This is a genomic window from Streptomyces sp. WAC05374 (assembly GCF_004353505.1).
GTDB lineage: Bacteria > Actinomycetota > Actinomycetes > Streptomycetales > Streptomycetaceae > Streptomyces.
In genome coordinates this window covers 195,374-209,570 of record NZ_SMNQ01000005.1, presented here as the reverse complement: position 1 = coordinate 209,570, position 14,197 = coordinate 195,374, and the positions used below count along the sequence as shown (strand labels likewise).

Genomic DNA, 14,197 nt, shown 5'->3' with positions numbered 1-14,197 from the left:
TCAGGCGCGGCGCCGGCGCAGGCCCAGGGCCAGCAGGAGCGCCGTGGCCAGGACCAGCGCCGCGTCGACGGCGAGGACCGTGCGGACGCCGTCGAAGAGGTCGCCGCGGGTCGTGGCGAGGACGCCCAGGAGCGGGATGCCGAGCGTGAGGCCGACCTGCTGGGTCGTGGTGACCAGGCCCGTGGCCAGCCCCTGCTCCTCGTCGCGGACGCCGGACGTCGCCGTCAGCCCGTACGAGATGATCGCGCCCAGGTGGCACACGCTCGCCAGCGAGACACCCACCGTCGCCAGCAGGGCGCCCCCGTCCCGGCCGATCCCCAGCAGCAGCGCCACGAACAGGCCCTGGCCCGCCAGCGAGCCGACCAGCGCCCGGCGGGCCCCGAACCGGCCGATCACCCTCGGCGCCAGCGCCCCGGCCGCCGCCGACAGCGCCCCCTGCACGCCGAAGACCAGACCCGTCAGGAACGCCGAGAGACCCAGCGTCTCCTGGAGGTACAGCGTGAGGACGAAGACGACGACGCTCATCATCGAGAAGGTGACCAGCCCGCCGAGGTTGCCGAACGCCACCGTCCGCCGCCGCAGCATCGGCAGCGACACCAGCGGGGCGTCGTGCCGGGACTCGACGATCCCGAACACCACCAGCAGCACCACTCCGGCGACCAGACTCACCCGCACGTCCGTGCCGCCGAAGCCCCGCTCGGCCGCCGTCGACAGGGCGTAGATCAGCGCCAGCAGCCCGCCGGTGACCGTGACCGCGCCCGGCACGTCCAGGCGCGGCCGCTCGGGCGTACGGGACTCCGGCAGCAGCCCCGGCGCCAGCGGCAGCACGATCAGCGAGAACACGGCCAGCAGCCCCATCGTCGAGCGCCAGCCCAGCGTGTCGGTCATCACCCCGCCCAGCACCATGCCGACGGTGAAGCCCAGCGACAGCAGCGTGCCGCTGATGGCGAGCGCCCGGTCCCGCAGCGGCCCCTCCGGGAAGGTGGTCGTCAGCAGCGACATCCCCGTCGGCACGATCACCGCCGCCCCCAGCCCCTGGAGCGCCCGCCCGGTCAGGAACGACGCCGGGTCCCACGCGAACGTCGCCAGCAGCGAGGCCGCGCCGAACACCGCCAGCCCCGCAACGAACAGCCTGCGCCGCCCGTACAGGTCGGCGATCCGCCCGAACAGCAGCAGGAAGCCGCCCGACGGCAGCGCGAACGCGGTCACCGCCCACTGGAGCGCGGACGGGCCGAGCCCCAGGTCCCTGCCCAGCACGGGCAGCGCCACGTTCAGCACGGAGAAGTCCAGCGCCACCATGAACTGGGCGGCGCACAGCACGAACAGAATCAGTCCGGCGCGGCCGGTGAGCCGCGCCTTTGCCGAGGGCGCGGGCGCCGTGGAACGGCCCCGCTCGGAAGTGTCGATGGTCATGCCCCCACCGTCCGTCCGCCGAAGCGGCCACGGGGAGCGGGAACTTATCCTGTTGGCCGCACCACCAGGCAGGGCGGCGACAGGGGGAGGACGGCGTGACGACGGAAACCGAAGGCGCGAGTATCAAGGCCCACCGGCTCGCGGAGCTGCGCGCGTTCCTGATGAGCCGTCGGGCCCGCGTCACGCCCGCCGAGGCGGGACTCCCCGACGGCGGGGCACGGCGCCGCACGCCCGGCCTGCGGCGCGAGGAGGTCGCCGTCCTCGCGGGCGTCGGGGTCTCCTGGTACCAGTGGCTGGAGCAGGGCCGGGACATCACCGTCTCGCCCCAGGTGCTCGACGCGGTGGCCCGCGTGCTCCGCCTGCGCCCCGCCGAACGCCGCCACCTCTATGTGCTGGCCGGGCTCAACCCGCCGCCGCCCGAGGTCGATCCGGAGCAGCGGGACATGTGCGCGGGGCTGCGGCGGCTGATCGACGCGTGGATGCCGTACCCGGCGCACATCATGGACCAGTACTGCAACACCGTCATGTACAACGACTCGGCGGCGAGCGTGCTCGGCATGCGCCAGGACATGCCGCAGAACGGCGTCATCGCGTTCTTCACCGACCCCCTGTACCGGTCGCGGTCCAAGAGCTGGGCCCGCAACGCCCCGCAGCTCGTCGCCCAGTTCAGGGCCGCCTGCTCCGAGTGCCCGGACGACGAGGGCTTCCGCACGGTGGTGGAGGAGGCGAAGGCCGCCAGCGCGGAGTTCGCCGAGCTGTGGGAGCGCCGCGACATCGCCCCCGCGGGCCAGGTGCACAAGGAGCTGGAGCACCCCGTGGTCGGCACGCTCCACGTGGAGTCCACCCAGTTGCGCGTCCCGGCCCGGCCCGACCTCACGATCGTGCTGCACACCCCGCTCCCCGAGGCGGACACGGCGGCGAAACTGGAGTGGCTGGCGAGCCCCGAGGGGCGGCGCGGGGCGATGTACCCCGTCGCGGGCTGAGGACACTTCTGTGCCCATCCTGTGATCTGCCCGTGTATATCCTCAGCGCGGCCGATCTTCGGCGGGGAGGGGGGAACCACAGCTCCCCGGGAACATTCACTTCTAGGGGAGAACACACCTCCATGCGTACTCGCATCCGTCGCGGCGTCGCCGTCGCGCTCACCGTTTCCGCGCTCACCTTCACCGCCGCGTGCGGTGGCTCGTCCGACAAGGGCGGCGACAAGGCGGACAAGGGCAAGGACAAGGCCGCCGAGCAGCCGGCCGAGAAGCCCGCGGCCACCCCGCTGACGGCTGCCCAGATGAAGGCGGGCGTCCTGGAGGCCAAGGACCTGCCGGCCGGCTGGAAGGCGGAGTCCGCCCCCAGCACGGACGACCAGGCCAAGGCCGAGAAGCCCGAGTGCCAGCCGCTCGCCCAGCTCATGTCCGACAAGATCGACGGCGCGACCATGGGCGGCAACCAGGAGTTCGCCAGCGCTGACGGCGCGAGCCTGCTCGCGCAGCAGATCTTCACCATGCCGGGCACCGGCGCCGCCGACTTCGTCAAGAGCGTCGAGACCGCCGCGGCCGCCTGCGCCACCTTCACCATGGTCCAGGACGGCCAGCCCGTTCCGGTCAAGGCCGCCCCGCTGCCCACCGTCAAGGCCGGCGAGTCGTCCACGGGCGTCCGCCTGACCATGGAGATCCCCGAGCTCAAGATGAAGATCGAGTCCGACGTGCTCATCGCCCAGCAGAGCACCGGCGTCATGCGGCTCGCGTACGTCCCGATGAACGGTGAGGGCCACAAGGCGTTCGACGACCTCGCCAAGCGCGGCGGCGACAAGTTCGTCAAGGCCGCCCAGGGCTGACACTGATCGCGGACTTATCCTCGGGGCATGACACAGAGCACCGGCATCGGCCCCGAGGACCGCAAGATCATCACGCTGGCGCGCAGCGCCCGCGCCCGTAACGGCGTGCCCGAGGGCGCGGCGGTGCGGGACGAGACCGGGCGTACGTACGTCGCCGGGACCGTCGCCCTCGCGTCGCTGAACCTCAGCGCGCTCCAGACGGCGGTGGCGATGGCCGTGGCCAGTGGCGCGAAGTCGCTGGAGGCCGCGGCCGTCGTCACCGAGGCCGAGGCCGCCTCGGACGCCGACCGCGCCGCCGTCCGCGACCTGGGCGGCCCGGCGACCCCGGTGTTCGTCGCCGGTCCCGACGGTGAGCTGCGCGCCACGGTGAGCGCGGGCTGATGGCGGTCACGGGGGAGAAGCGGGCGCCGACCCACGCCCGGCTCGTTCTGGCCGTCGGCGCCGTCGGCGTCCTCATCAACGTCGCCGACTGGTTCGTCGGGGGCGATCCGCAGCCGTACCACGTGTTCCCGCTGCTGCTGGTGCTGTGGGGGGCGGCCGACCTGCTGAAGGCGGCCCGCCCGGCCGCCGCGCGGGCCGTGCGGGGCGTGGCCGGTGTGCTGACGGTCGCGGCCGGGCTCGCCGTGGGCGTCCCGGCCGCCGTGGCGCTGGTCCGGGGCGAGTCCGTGGACTGGCTGGACCTCGTCCTGGGCGTCCTCGTCGTCCTCTACGCCGCGTCGGCGGCGGCCGCCCTGGCCGCGCGGCGGCGGGCGGCGCGGCCCTGAGCCGGGGGCTGCGGTACGTGGGCGGTGCGCGCATCGGGGAGAATGGCCCCCATGAGCGCTCGTAACCCAGAAACCGAAACCGCCCACCGGGCCGGTTTCGCCTGCTTCGTCGGCCGCCCCAACGCGGGCAAGTCCACCCTCACGAACGCTCTGGTCGGCCAGAAGGTGGCGATCACCTCCAACCGGCCGCAGACCACCCGGCACACCGTGCGCGGCATCGTGCACCGCCCGGACGCGCAGCTCGTCCTCGTCGACACCCCCGGCCTGCACAAGCCGCGCACCCTGCTGGGCGAGCGCCTCAACGACGTGGTGCGCACCACGTGGGCCGAGGTCGACGTGATCGGCTTCTGCCTGCCCGCCAACGAGAAGCTGGGCCCCGGCGACCGGTTCATCGCCAAGGAACTGGCCGAGATCAAGAAGACCCCGAAGGTCGCGATCGTCACCAAGACCGACCTGGTGGACTCCAAGACCCTCGCCGAACAGCTCATCGCCATCGACCGGCTCGGCCAGGAGCTGGGCATGGAGTGGCGGGAGATCGTCCCCGTCTCGGCGGTCGGCGACAAGCAGGTCCAGTTGGTGGCCGACCTGCTGATCCCGCTGCTCCCCGAGAGCCCGCCGCTCTACCCGGAGGGCGACCTCACCGACGAGCCGGAGCAGGTCATGGTCGCCGAGCTGATCCGCGAGGCCGCGCTGGAAGGCGTACGCGACGAGCTGCCGCACTCCATCGCGGTGGTCGTCGAGGAGATGATCCCGCGCGAGAACCGCCCGGCGGACAAGCCGCTGCTGGACATCCACGCCAACGTCTACATCGAGCGTCCCAGCCAGAAGGGCATCATCATCGGCCCGAAGGGCCAGCGGCTGAAGGAAGTCGGCACCAAGTCCCGCAAGCACATCGAGGCGCTGCTCGGCACCCCGGTCTTCCTCGACCTGCACGTGAAGGTCGCCAAGGACTGGCAGCGCGACCCCAAGCAGCTCCGCAAGCTCGGCTTCTAGCCCGCGGCAAGGGCCGAGGGACACGGCCCGGCGGCTAGGCGCCCTCCCTGAGCACCCGGGCCACCAGCTCCCGCTGGGCGTCGGAGAGCCCGGGGTCGGCGCAGTACACCGTCCGGCCGTCCACGGTGATCTCGTAGCCGAACCCGTCCGGCACGCCCACCGGCCGGTCGTCCCGCCCGTCCTTGAGCGCCGCCTCGGCCAGGGCGTGCCAGTCGCGGGCGTCGAGCAGTCCCGAGGTGTCCACCTCGGCCCGCCGCTCGATGCCCGCGAACCCGCCCGTACGGATGACCCGAATACGCATGGGCCCTGTCTACTCCGTCGGCAGCCCCACCGTCGACCAGGCCTTCACCACCGCGTCCTCCTCCGCGCCGCCCGCGCCGAACCGCTCGCGGGCCGCCGCGACCGTCAGCCGGGAGAAGTCCGCGAACTCGGCGTCCACCGCGAGCCGGCCGCCGGTCAGCACGTCGTACCAGACCCTCCCGGCCTTCTCCCAGGCGTGGCCGCCCAGTTCCTTGGCGAAGAGGTAGAAGGCGTGGTTCGGGATGCCGGAGTTGATGTGCACACCGCCGTTGTCGGCGCCCGTGTGCACGTAGTCGTCCATCGTCGCGGGCTGCGGGTCCTTGCCGAGGACGTCGTCGTCGTACGCCGTCCCCGGGGCCTTCATGGAGCGCAGCGCGACGCCCTGGACCTCCGGCGCCAGCAGGCCGGCGCCGATCAGCCAGTCCGCCTGCTCCGCGGTCTGCCCCAGCGCCTTCTGTTTGACCAGCGCGCCGAAGACGTCGGACATCGACTCGTTGAGCGCGCCGGGCTGGCCGAAGTAGGCCAGGTTGGCGGTGTACTGGGTGACGCCGTGGGCCAGCTCGTGGCCGATGACGTCCACCGCGATGGTGAAGTCGAGGAAGATCTTGCCGTCCCCGTCGCCGAACACCATCTGGTCGCCGTTCCAGAAGGCGTTGTTGTAGTCCCGGTCGTAGTGGACGGTCGCGTCCAGCGGCAGCCCGGAGCCGTCGATCGAGTCGCGTCCGTAGGCGTCGCGGAACAGCTCGAAGGTGGCACCGAGTCCGGCGTACGCGCGGTTGACGGTCGCGTCGGACGTCGGCCTGTCGCCCTCGCCGCGCACCTTCCTGCCGGGCAGCGCGGTCCTGTGCCCGGCGTCGTGGACGGTCCGCTTCGGCCTGCCGGCGGGCGCGTCCGCCGCCCGGGGTACGGGGGCGGCGCCGACGACCGTGGTCAGCCGGCGGGCGGTGCGGTTGGCGGCGTCGGTGACGAGGGTGCGGCGGGCGGCCGCGGCGATGACCGGGTCGGCGGCGCGGGACAGATGGTCGAGCAGGTGGGGCGGGACGATGGTGCAGAACGTGGAGGGCGAGGCAGTCATGCCTCGCAATGTGGCAGTCTGTAGTCGGACTGTCACCCCATGCGACGGAGGATTCCCGAAAAGGAGTGATAGGTCACTGTTTGACGGTTACCGCGCCGAATCCCGCATACTGAAACGGCACCTCCACTCACGGTGTCGCTCGGCTAGGCTTCGTCGCATCATGCGTTTCGGGCTGCTTCTCCTTAGCTGCCGCGGCGAGGGCCTGTAGTCGTAGGCCGACCCCCTCCCCGCGGAGTCTGGTGCTGCTTCGACCCAGTCGGCCGTCCCGTAGAAGGACAACCGAGGAGCCCTACGCAATGTCCCAGCCCGTTGGCCGCCCCACGCCCGTCACCAACGCGACGCACACGCAGAAGCCGTCCGGGATGCCGATCCACAAGTACGGCCGGTACGAGGCCGTCGACATCCCCGACCGCACCTGGCCGGACAAGCGCATCACCAAGGCGCCGCGCTGGCTGTCCACCGACCTGCGGGACGGCAACCAGGCGCTGATCGACCCCATGAGCCCCGCCCGCAAGCGCGAGATGTTCGACCTGCTGGTGCGCATGGGCTACAAGGAGATCGAGGTCGGCTTCCCGTCCTCCGGCGACACCGACTTCAACTTCGTACGCTCCATCATCGAAGAGGGCGCCATCCCCGAGGACGTGACGATCTCCGTCCTGACCCAGGCCCGCGAGGACCTGATCGAGCGGACCGTGGAGTCCCTGCGCGGCGCCCACCGGGCCACCGTGCACATGTACAACGCCACCGCCCCGGTCTTCCGCCGCGTCGTCTTCCGCGGCTCCAAGGACGACATCAAGCAGATCGCGGTCGACGGCACCCGCCTGGTGATGGAGTACGCCGACAAGATCCTGGGCGACGAGACGGTCTTCGGCTACCAGTACAGCCCGGAGATCTTCACCGACACCGAGCTGGACTTCGCCCTGGAGGTCTGCGAGGGCGTCATGGACGTCTGGCAGCCCGAGGAGGGCCGCGAGATCATCCTGAACCTGCCCGCCACCGTGGAGCGCTCGACGCCCTCCACGCACGCGGACCGGTTCGAGTGGATGTCCCGCAACCTGTCGCGCCGCGAGTACGTCTGCCTGTCCGTCCACCCGCACAACGACCGCGGCACGGCGGTCGCGGCGGCCGAGCTGGCGATCATGGCCGGCGCCGACCGCATCGAGGGCTGCCTGTTCGGCCAGGGCGAGCGCACCGGCAACGTCGACCTGGTCACCCTGGGCATGAACCTGTTCTCGCAGGGCGTGGACCCGCAGATCGACTTCTCGCAGATCGACGAGATCCGCCGCACCTCCGAGTACTGCAACCAGATGGAGGTCCACCCGCGCCACCCCTACGCGGGCGACCTGGTCTACACCGCCTTCTCCGGCTCCCACCAGGACGCCATCAAGAAGGGCTTCGACGCGATGGAGGCCACGGCCGCCGCCGCCGGCAAGACCGTCGACGACATCGAGTGGGCCGTGCCGTACCTGCCGATCGACCCCAAGGACGTCGGCCGGTCCTACGAGGCGGTCATCCGGGTCAACTCCCAGTCCGGCAAGGGCGGTATCGCCTACGTCCTGAAGAACGACCACAAGCTGGACCTGCCGCGCCGGATGCAGATCGAGTTCTCGAAGATCATTCAGGCCAAGACCGACGCCGAGGGCGGCGAGGTCACGCCGAAGGACATCTGGTCCGTCTTCCAGGACGAGTACCTGCCCAACCCGGACAATCCCTGGGGCCGCATCCAGCTCCGTTCCGGCCAGACCACGACCGACAAGGACGGCACGGACACGCTGACCGTCGAGGCGGTCGTCGACGGCACCGAGACGGTCCTGTCCGGGACCGGCAACGGTCCGATCTCGGCCTTCTTCGCCGCGCTCCAGGCCATCGGCATCGACGTCCGCCTGCTGGACTACCAGGAGCACACGATGAGCGAGGGCGCGTCCGCGCAGGCCGCCTCGTACATCGAATGCGCCATCGACGGCAAGGTGCTGTGGGGCATCGGCATCGACGCCAACACCACCCGCGCCTCGCTGAAGGCGGTCATCTCGGCCGTGAACCGCGCCGCCCGCTGACCCGTCGGCCCCGGACCCCGCCCGTTTCGGAGATTTTCCGGAGGGCGGGGTTCAGCCATGTCCGTGGCGATCTCACGCCGGGGTGCTGACGCGACATCACCGATGTGGCTAACATCACGCCAACGCGGCAAGGTGGCCGAGGCGTTCTGGAGGTGCGACGTGCTGCCAGCACGAGGATCACGCGGGCGGAAAGTGCGTATCTGCTCCATTTCCACCTCGTGGAACACCGTCGGCGACGGCCAGTTCTTCTGTCCCGGCTGCGGCGGTGACCGCAACTACCGGCGCCGCACCGGCCGCCGGCGCCTCACCCTCTTCGGCCTGCCGGTGCTGCCGCGCGGCCTCGCCGGGCCGGTCGTGGAGTGCGCCGCCTGCCACCACCACTACGGCACCGACACCCTCGACCACCCCACCACCGCCCGGTTCTCCGCCATGCTCCGGGACGCCGTGCACACCGTGGCGCTCGCCGTCCTCGCCGCCGGCGGGGTCTCCTCGCGGCCGGTCCTGGAGACCGCCGTCTGCGCCGTCCGCGCCGCCGGGTACGAGGACTGCACCGCCGACAGCCTCACCGCCCTCATCGAGGCCCTGGAGGCCGACACCGGCCGCTTCGTCGCCGACGCGGGCGCCCCGTGCGGCGCCGCCCTCGCCATCGAGCTGCACGAGGCCCTGGAGCCCCTCACCCCGCACCTCGCGCCCGCCGGCCGGGAGACGATCCTCCTCCAGGGCGCCCGCATCGCCCTCGCCGACGGGGCGTACACCACCGCCGAGCGGGACGTGCTCACCACCGTGGGCAACGCGCTGCACCTGCGCGCCGACGACACCGCCCGGCTGATGGAGGCGGCGAGGACGCCGTTCTAGCTCCTTCGCGGGCGTGTCGGCCCCGGCAGGGCGGGGCGCGTGGCAGAGGCTGGACGAATGCTGGTACTCGGGCGTACGCAGGTCGAGGCGCTCCTCGACATGGACTCGTTGATCGACGTGATGGCCCCGGCGATGGCCGACCTCAGCGAGGGCCGGGCCTCCGTGCCCGACCGGGTCGCCGCCCTGGTGCCCGAGCAGGACGGCTTCCTGGCGGCCATGCCCGGATTCGCGCCGTCCGCCGGGGTGCTGATGACCAAGCTGGTCTCCCTCTTCCCGCACAACGCCGGGACGCCCCTGCCCACCCACCAGGCCCTCATCGCCGTCTTCGACCCCGAGACCGGCACGCCCCAGGCGCTCCTGGACGGCACCGCCATCACCGCCGCCCGCACCGCCGCCGCCTCCGCCCTGTCGGCACGGCTCCTCGCCCGCGAGGACGCCACCGTCCTCGCCGTCCTCGGCACCGGCGTCCAGGCCCGCACCCACGCCCACGCCATGTGCCGCGTACGGCCCGTCCGGCACATCCGGGTGGCCGGGCGCGACCCCGTCCGGGCGGGCGTGCTCGCCGACGAGCTGGCGGCCACGCTGGGCGTCCCGGTCGACGCCGCCCCCACGTACGCGGACGCGCTCGACGGGGCCGACATCGTCGCCGCCGCCACGCACTCCGTCGACCCCGTCGTGCGGCGCGCCTGGCTGGCACCCGGTACGCACGTCACCTCCGTCGGCTACAACCGGGGCGGCCGTGAGGTGGACGACGCCACCGTGGCCGACGCCCTGGTGTGCGTGGAGTCGCGGCGCGCCGCCCTGGCGCCGTTCCCCGCCGGCAGCAACGACCTGCTGTTCCCCATCCGCGACGGCGTGATCACCGCCGACCACGTCCACGCCGAACTCGGCGAGCTCGTCAACGGCAGCAGGCCGGGCCGCCGCTCCCCGGAGCAGATCACCCTCTACAAGTCGGTCGGCGTGGCCGTCCAGGACGCGGCGGCCGCCGCCCTCGTCATCAACGCGGCGCGCGAGCGCGGTGCCGGCGACGAGATCGCCCTGGACTGATGGCCGGATATCGCCGTTGCGCATGATCGTTCGTCATCGGTACGTTGACGCCGTGACTGCCGGGTCGGCCATGGGCCACACACGAGTAGGGCACCCGGCCTCGGCGTGACGCCGGGGCGGGCCAGAGCCCCGCCTTTCCTGTTTTCTCCTCCGCGTACAGCAGTCCTTCACCCTGGAGCAGAAAGCAGAGAATTGCCGAACGATTTCAACCAGCCCGTCATCGAAGAGTTCCGGGCCAACCACGGCCGCGTGGGCGGGTGGTTCGAAGGAGCCCGCCTCCTGCTGCTGACCACCACCGGCGCCCGGTCGGGGAAGCCCCACACCACGCCCGTCGGCTACCTCCCCGACGGCGACCGCGTCCTCGTCATCGCCTCCGCCGCCGGAGCGCCCAAGCACCCCGCCTGGTACCACAACCTGCTCGCCAACCCCCGGGTCACCGTGGAGAGCGGCGTCTTCACGTACGAGGCCGACGCCACCGTCCTGCGGGGCGAGGAGCGCGACCGGGCCTTCGCCCGCGCGGTCGAGAGCGACCCCGGCTGGGCCGAGTACCAGGCGAAGACGGACCGCGTCATCCCCGTGGTGGCCCTGACCGAGGTCCCCGGCCCGCCGAACATCAACGCGAAGTCCATGGGCGAGGCCATCAAGGTCGTCCACGACGCGTTCCGGCACGAACTGGCCCTTATCCGCAAGGAGATCGCCGAATCCGGCACCGCCGGCGGCCTCGCCACCCAGCTCCGCGTCAACTGCCTGACCGTCTGTCAGGGGCTGCACAACCACCACACCGGGGAGGACACCATGCTCTTCCCGATGCTCGGCGAGCGGTACCCGGAACTCGCCCCGGTGATGGACCGGCTGAAGCGGGAGCACGAACGGATCGCCGCCCTCCTCGCCGCCCTCAAGGAGGTGGTGTCCGACACGGAGGCCGAACCGGGGCACGTACTCGCCGAGGTCGAACGGCTCACGGACGAGCTGGAGGCCCACCTCACCTACGAGGAGGAGCAGTTGCTGCCCGTCCTCGACGCCGCGACCGCGTAGGGACGTGACCCCCGGCCCCGGTCTTCGTTACGCCTTGGCCGACGTTTTCACCCGGGGGAGGCCATGGCGACAACAGGACCTGGTGACGTGGGGCGGGTCATCCGGCTCATCCGCTCCCTGAAATCCGCGCACGACAGACGGGAATGGCTCCTCTACCTCCGGCGCGAGGCCGTCGTCCGGGCGCTCAACCCGCGCGGCGGCATCGTGACGGAGGAGATCGGGGAGGCGGCCGATCAGATCTGCGAGGTGCTCGACCGGACGGACATCCCGTTCGAGACGAGGGACGGACTGGTCAACCGCACTTCACGGTGGACCCGGGAGAAGGTCACCCGCGGTATCCGCTTCCCCGAGTACACCGGCCCGCAGGGCGCGACCTTCCTCGAACGGCTCGGCCGGTGGGTCTTCGAGGCCGCGCGCTCCGCGGAGGTCGAGCAGGCCCTGGACCGGGCCGGCTTCCCCGCGGGCGAGGGCGACCAGCGGCGCAGGCTCTTCGCGGTCGCCGTGGTCCAGGAGGTGCGGGGCCTGCTGTCGGAGTCCCGGCGACCGGAGGCGCAGAACATGATCAGGTTCCGCATGGCGACGTCCGTCTTCAACGGGACACCGGAGCGGGAGATCCAGGCCCACCACGCCAGGTGGCGGGTCCTCCTGCACTCCCTGATGGCGGGCATCGCCGCCGGGCTGAGCGCCGAGTTCCTCTTCAACAACACGCTGGAGGACGCGCTCGGCTTCGGTACGACGGTGGCGGTCGTCAACGCGGTCCGGGAGGCGGCGCAGACCGGTGTCGCCCGGCTCAGCCCGGACGTCCTGGCCTTCCGCCGGCAGATCACCGCGTGGCTCAGACGGCTGCCGGACCGGATGCTCAGGCGGATGGAGGGGCCCGGTGCCGAGCCGGCCGGGGACGTGAGCGAGACCGCCGACCCCCTGTGGTCGGTGCTGCACGCACTGGACGTCGGCACGGCCACCATCGGCCGCGCCGCCGAGGAGACCCCCGAGCTCGCCGAACTCGCGGGCCTGATCCGCCGGGCCGGCGAGATGCCGGACCTCGACGCACGGGCGCATCTGCTCGACGTGGAGACCGCCCTCCAGTACGAGACGGCCGACCTTCCCACCGCCGTCACCCGCCTGGTGCTGTTCCTCGCGCAGGACGGGGACGGCGGAGGGCGGGGCGCTCGTGGCATCCCCGCCCCGCGCCCGTCGCTCGATCCGGCCCCGCGCACCGCCCCGGACGGCGACCTGCTCCTCTGACCACGAGGCGCACCCCGCGGCCCGAGGTGCGCGTGAGCCGGCGGACCGCCGTGGCGGTCCGCCGGCTCACCGTCGTCGGAGACGTGCCAGGCGTCAGCCCCGCGGCTCGGCGCTCGCCCGCAGCATGCCCTCGCGCTCGACGATCTTCACGCGCTCGCGGCCCTCGGCCTCGCCCAGCGCCCGCTCGGCGGCGTCCAGGCGGTACCAGCCCTCCCAGGTGGTGTACTCGACGCCCTTGTCCCGCAGGTGCGCCACCACGGCGGCCTCCTCCGGGGCGGACGGCGTGAGCAGCCGGCCCTCGCGGTGGTCCTCCAGCAGGTTGGCCACCGTCTCGTTGGCGTCGCCCTTGGTGTGGCCGATCAGGCCGACCGGGCCGCGCCGGATCCAGCCCGTGACGTACGTGGACGCCATGTGCTCGCCGCCCTCGATCACCCGGCCGCCCTCGTCCGGGACGGTGCCGCTGCCGATGTCGAACGGCAGCTTGGGCAGCTCGTCGGAGAGGTAGCCCACCGCGCGGTACACGGCCTGGACGTCCCAGGTCGTGAACTCGCCGGTGCCCTTGACGTTGCCCGTGCCGTCCAGCTCGGTGCGCTCGGTGCGCAGCCCGACGACCTTGCCGTCCTCGCCGACGACCTCGGCGGGCGACTCGAAGAAGTGCAGGAACAGCTTGTGCGGCCGGTTGCCGACGTCGCGGATCGCCCAGTTCTCCAGGGTCTTGGCGACCATGTCGACCTGCTTGTTGGAGCGCCGCGACTCGATCGAGCCCTCGTCGTAGTCGATGTCCTCGGGGTTGACGATGACCTCGATGTTCGGCGAGTGGTCCAGCTCGCGCAGCTCCATCGGGCTGAACTTCGCCTGGGCAGGACCGCGCCGCCCGAAGACGTGGATCTCCAGCGCCTTGTTCGCCTTCAGGCCCTCGTACACGTTCGGCGGGATCTCGGTGGGCAGCAGCTCGTCCGCCGTCTTGGCGAGGATGCGCGCCACGTCCAGCGCCACGTTGCCCACGCCCAGCACGGCGACCTTCTCGGCCTCCAGCGGCCAGGTGCGCGGCACGTCCGGGTGCCCGTCGTACCAGGACACGAAGTCGGCGGCGCCGTACGAGCCGTCCAGCTCGATGCCGGGGATGTCCAGCGCCCGGTCCGCCGTCGCGCCGGTGGAGAAGATCACCGCGTCGTAGAACGCCCGCAGGTCGTCCAGGACGATGTCGGTGCCGTAGTCGACGTTGCCGAACAGACGGATCTGCGGCTTGTCGAGCACCTGGTGCAGAGCGGTGATGATGCCCTTGATGCGCGGGTGGTCGGGGGCCACGCCGTAGCGGATCAGGCCGAACGGCGCGGGCATGCGCTCGAAGAGGTCGATCGATACGCCGGGGTCGGCCGCGGCCTCGGACTTCAGCAGCGCGTCGGCGGCGTAGATTCCGGCGGGGCCGGCACCGACGATCGCGACCCGCAAGGGGCGGGGCATGAGGAGTTCCCTTCGAGCGAGGAGCAGGCGGTCACTTGAGTGATCATATGCACCCTAAGTAAGGCCACCCTCACCTCGGTACCCGCCCCCCGCCTATGACCCCATAAGCGTCACTTATGGCCTC

The 14,197-nt window shown here is 71.9% G+C and carries 14 protein-coding genes; 10 read left to right on the top strand and 4 right to left on the bottom strand.

Annotated elements, in window-relative coordinates; translation table 11 throughout:
• Window positions 1-1,413 (bottom strand): MFS transporter, encoded by a 1,413-nt coding sequence (locus tag E2B92_RS13405; protein WP_126885657.1) that lies wholly within the window; start codon window positions 1,411-1,413, stop codon window positions 1-3.
• Between the two features lie 161 nt (window positions 1,414-1,574).
• On the opposite strand from E2B92_RS13405, the gene E2B92_RS13400 reads away from it, so the two are divergent.
• The 5 genes from E2B92_RS13400 (at window position 1,575) to era (ending at window position 4,998) form a co-directional block, all read left to right on the top strand.
• Window positions 1,575-2,396, top strand: coding sequence for a helix-turn-helix transcriptional regulator (locus E2B92_RS13400; protein WP_126885687.1), 822 nt, complete (start codon window positions 1,575-1,577; stop codon window positions 2,394-2,396).
• Between the two features lie 122 nt (window positions 2,397-2,518).
• On the top strand, window positions 2,519-3,241 hold the full coding sequence (locus tag E2B92_RS13395; protein WP_126885658.1) for a hypothetical protein: 723 nt from the start codon (window positions 2,519-2,521) through the stop codon (window positions 3,239-3,241).
• Between the two features lie 27 nt (window positions 3,242-3,268).
• Window positions 3,269-3,622 carry a cytidine deaminase gene (locus tag E2B92_RS13390; protein WP_126885659.1) on the top strand — a complete coding sequence of 118 codons (354 nt, stop codon included), beginning with the start codon at window positions 3,269-3,271 and terminating at the stop codon, window positions 3,620-3,622.
• Window positions 3,622-4,005 (top strand): hypothetical protein, encoded by a 384-nt coding sequence (locus E2B92_RS13385; RefSeq protein WP_126885660.1) that lies wholly within the window; start codon window positions 3,622-3,624, stop codon window positions 4,003-4,005. The genes E2B92_RS13390 and E2B92_RS13385 overlap by 1 nt, the downstream gene beginning before the upstream one ends.
• A gap of 42 nt (window positions 4,006-4,047) precedes the next feature.
• Window positions 4,048-4,998: a GTPase Era gene (era, locus tag E2B92_RS13380; protein ID WP_126885661.1), complete on the top strand. Its 951-nt coding sequence runs from the start codon at window positions 4,048-4,050 to the stop codon at window positions 4,996-4,998.
• 34 nt (window positions 4,999-5,032) lie between these two features.
• Here era and E2B92_RS13375 read toward each other — a convergent pair whose 3' ends face one another.
• Window positions 5,033-5,299 carry a protealysin inhibitor emfourin gene (locus E2B92_RS13375; RefSeq protein ID WP_126885662.1) on the bottom strand — a complete coding sequence of 89 codons (267 nt, stop codon included), beginning with the start codon at window positions 5,297-5,299 and terminating at the stop codon, window positions 5,033-5,035.
• 9 nt (window positions 5,300-5,308) lie between these two features.
• Window positions 5,309-6,373, bottom strand: coding sequence for a M4 family metallopeptidase (locus E2B92_RS13370; protein WP_126885663.1), 1,065 nt, complete (start codon window positions 6,371-6,373; stop codon window positions 5,309-5,311).
• 296 nt (window positions 6,374-6,669) lie between these two features.
• On the opposite strand from E2B92_RS13370, the gene leuA reads away from it, so the two are divergent.
• From leuA to E2B92_RS13345, 5 genes are all read left to right on the top strand, one after another.
• Window positions 6,670-8,427 carry a 2-isopropylmalate synthase gene (gene leuA / locus E2B92_RS13365; protein ID WP_126885664.1) on the top strand — a complete coding sequence of 586 codons (1,758 nt, stop codon included), beginning with the start codon at window positions 6,670-6,672 and terminating at the stop codon, window positions 8,425-8,427.
• Between the two features lie 159 nt (window positions 8,428-8,586).
• Window positions 8,587-9,282: a TerB family tellurite resistance protein gene (locus tag E2B92_RS13360; RefSeq protein WP_235023803.1), complete on the top strand. Its 696-nt coding sequence runs from the start codon at window positions 8,587-8,589 to the stop codon at window positions 9,280-9,282.
• 57 nt (window positions 9,283-9,339) lie between these two features.
• Window positions 9,340-10,329, top strand: coding sequence for an ornithine cyclodeaminase family protein (locus E2B92_RS13355; RefSeq protein ID WP_126885666.1), 990 nt, complete (start codon window positions 9,340-9,342; stop codon window positions 10,327-10,329).
• Window positions 10,330-10,521: 192 nt separating this feature from the next.
• Window positions 10,522-11,364 (top strand): nitroreductase/quinone reductase family protein, encoded by an 843-nt coding sequence (locus E2B92_RS13350; RefSeq protein ID WP_126885667.1) that lies wholly within the window; start codon window positions 10,522-10,524, stop codon window positions 11,362-11,364.
• A gap of 63 nt (window positions 11,365-11,427) precedes the next feature.
• Window positions 11,428-12,609: a hypothetical protein gene (locus E2B92_RS13345; protein ID WP_133087529.1), complete on the top strand. Its 1,182-nt coding sequence runs from the start codon at window positions 11,428-11,430 to the stop codon at window positions 12,607-12,609.
• A gap of 93 nt (window positions 12,610-12,702) precedes the next feature.
• Here E2B92_RS13345 and E2B92_RS13340 read toward each other — a convergent pair whose 3' ends face one another.
• Window positions 12,703-14,073 (bottom strand): FAD-dependent oxidoreductase, encoded by a 1,371-nt coding sequence (locus E2B92_RS13340; protein ID WP_126885669.1) that lies wholly within the window; start codon window positions 14,071-14,073, stop codon window positions 12,703-12,705.
• Between the last annotated feature and the right edge of the window lie 124 nt (window positions 14,074-14,197).

Coding starts and splice junctions, on each gene's coding strand:
- E2B92_RS13405 (WP_126885657.1), bottom strand. CDS start 1,413: ATGACCATCGACACTTCCGAGCGGGGCCGTTCCACGGCGCCCGCGCCC.
- E2B92_RS13400 (WP_126885687.1), top strand. CDS start 1,575: ATGAGCCGTCGGGCCCGCGTCACGCCCGCCGAGGCGGGACTCCCCGAC.
- E2B92_RS13395 (WP_126885658.1), top strand. CDS start 2,519: ATGCGTACTCGCATCCGTCGCGGCGTCGCCGTCGCGCTCACCGTTTCC.
- E2B92_RS13390 (WP_126885659.1), top strand. CDS start 3,269: ATGACACAGAGCACCGGCATCGGCCCCGAGGACCGCAAGATCATCACG.
- E2B92_RS13385 (WP_126885660.1), top strand. CDS start 3,622: ATGGCGGTCACGGGGGAGAAGCGGGCGCCGACCCACGCCCGGCTCGTT.
- era (WP_126885661.1), top strand. CDS start 4,048: ATGGCCCCCATGAGCGCTCGTAACCCAGAAACCGAAACCGCCCACCGG.
- E2B92_RS13375 (WP_126885662.1), bottom strand. CDS start 5,299: ATGCGTATTCGGGTCATCCGTACGGGCGGGTTCGCGGGCATCGAGCGG.
- E2B92_RS13370 (WP_126885663.1), bottom strand. CDS start 6,373: ATGACTGCCTCGCCCTCCACGTTCTGCACCATCGTCCCGCCCCACCTG.
- leuA (WP_126885664.1), top strand. CDS start 6,670: ATGTCCCAGCCCGTTGGCCGCCCCACGCCCGTCACCAACGCGACGCAC.
- E2B92_RS13355 (WP_126885666.1), top strand. CDS start 9,340: ATGCTGGTACTCGGGCGTACGCAGGTCGAGGCGCTCCTCGACATGGAC.
- E2B92_RS13345 (WP_133087529.1), top strand. CDS start 11,428: ATGGCGACAACAGGACCTGGTGACGTGGGGCGGGTCATCCGGCTCATC.
- E2B92_RS13340 (WP_126885669.1), bottom strand. CDS start 14,073: ATGCCCCGCCCCTTGCGGGTCGCGATCGTCGGTGCCGGCCCCGCCGGA.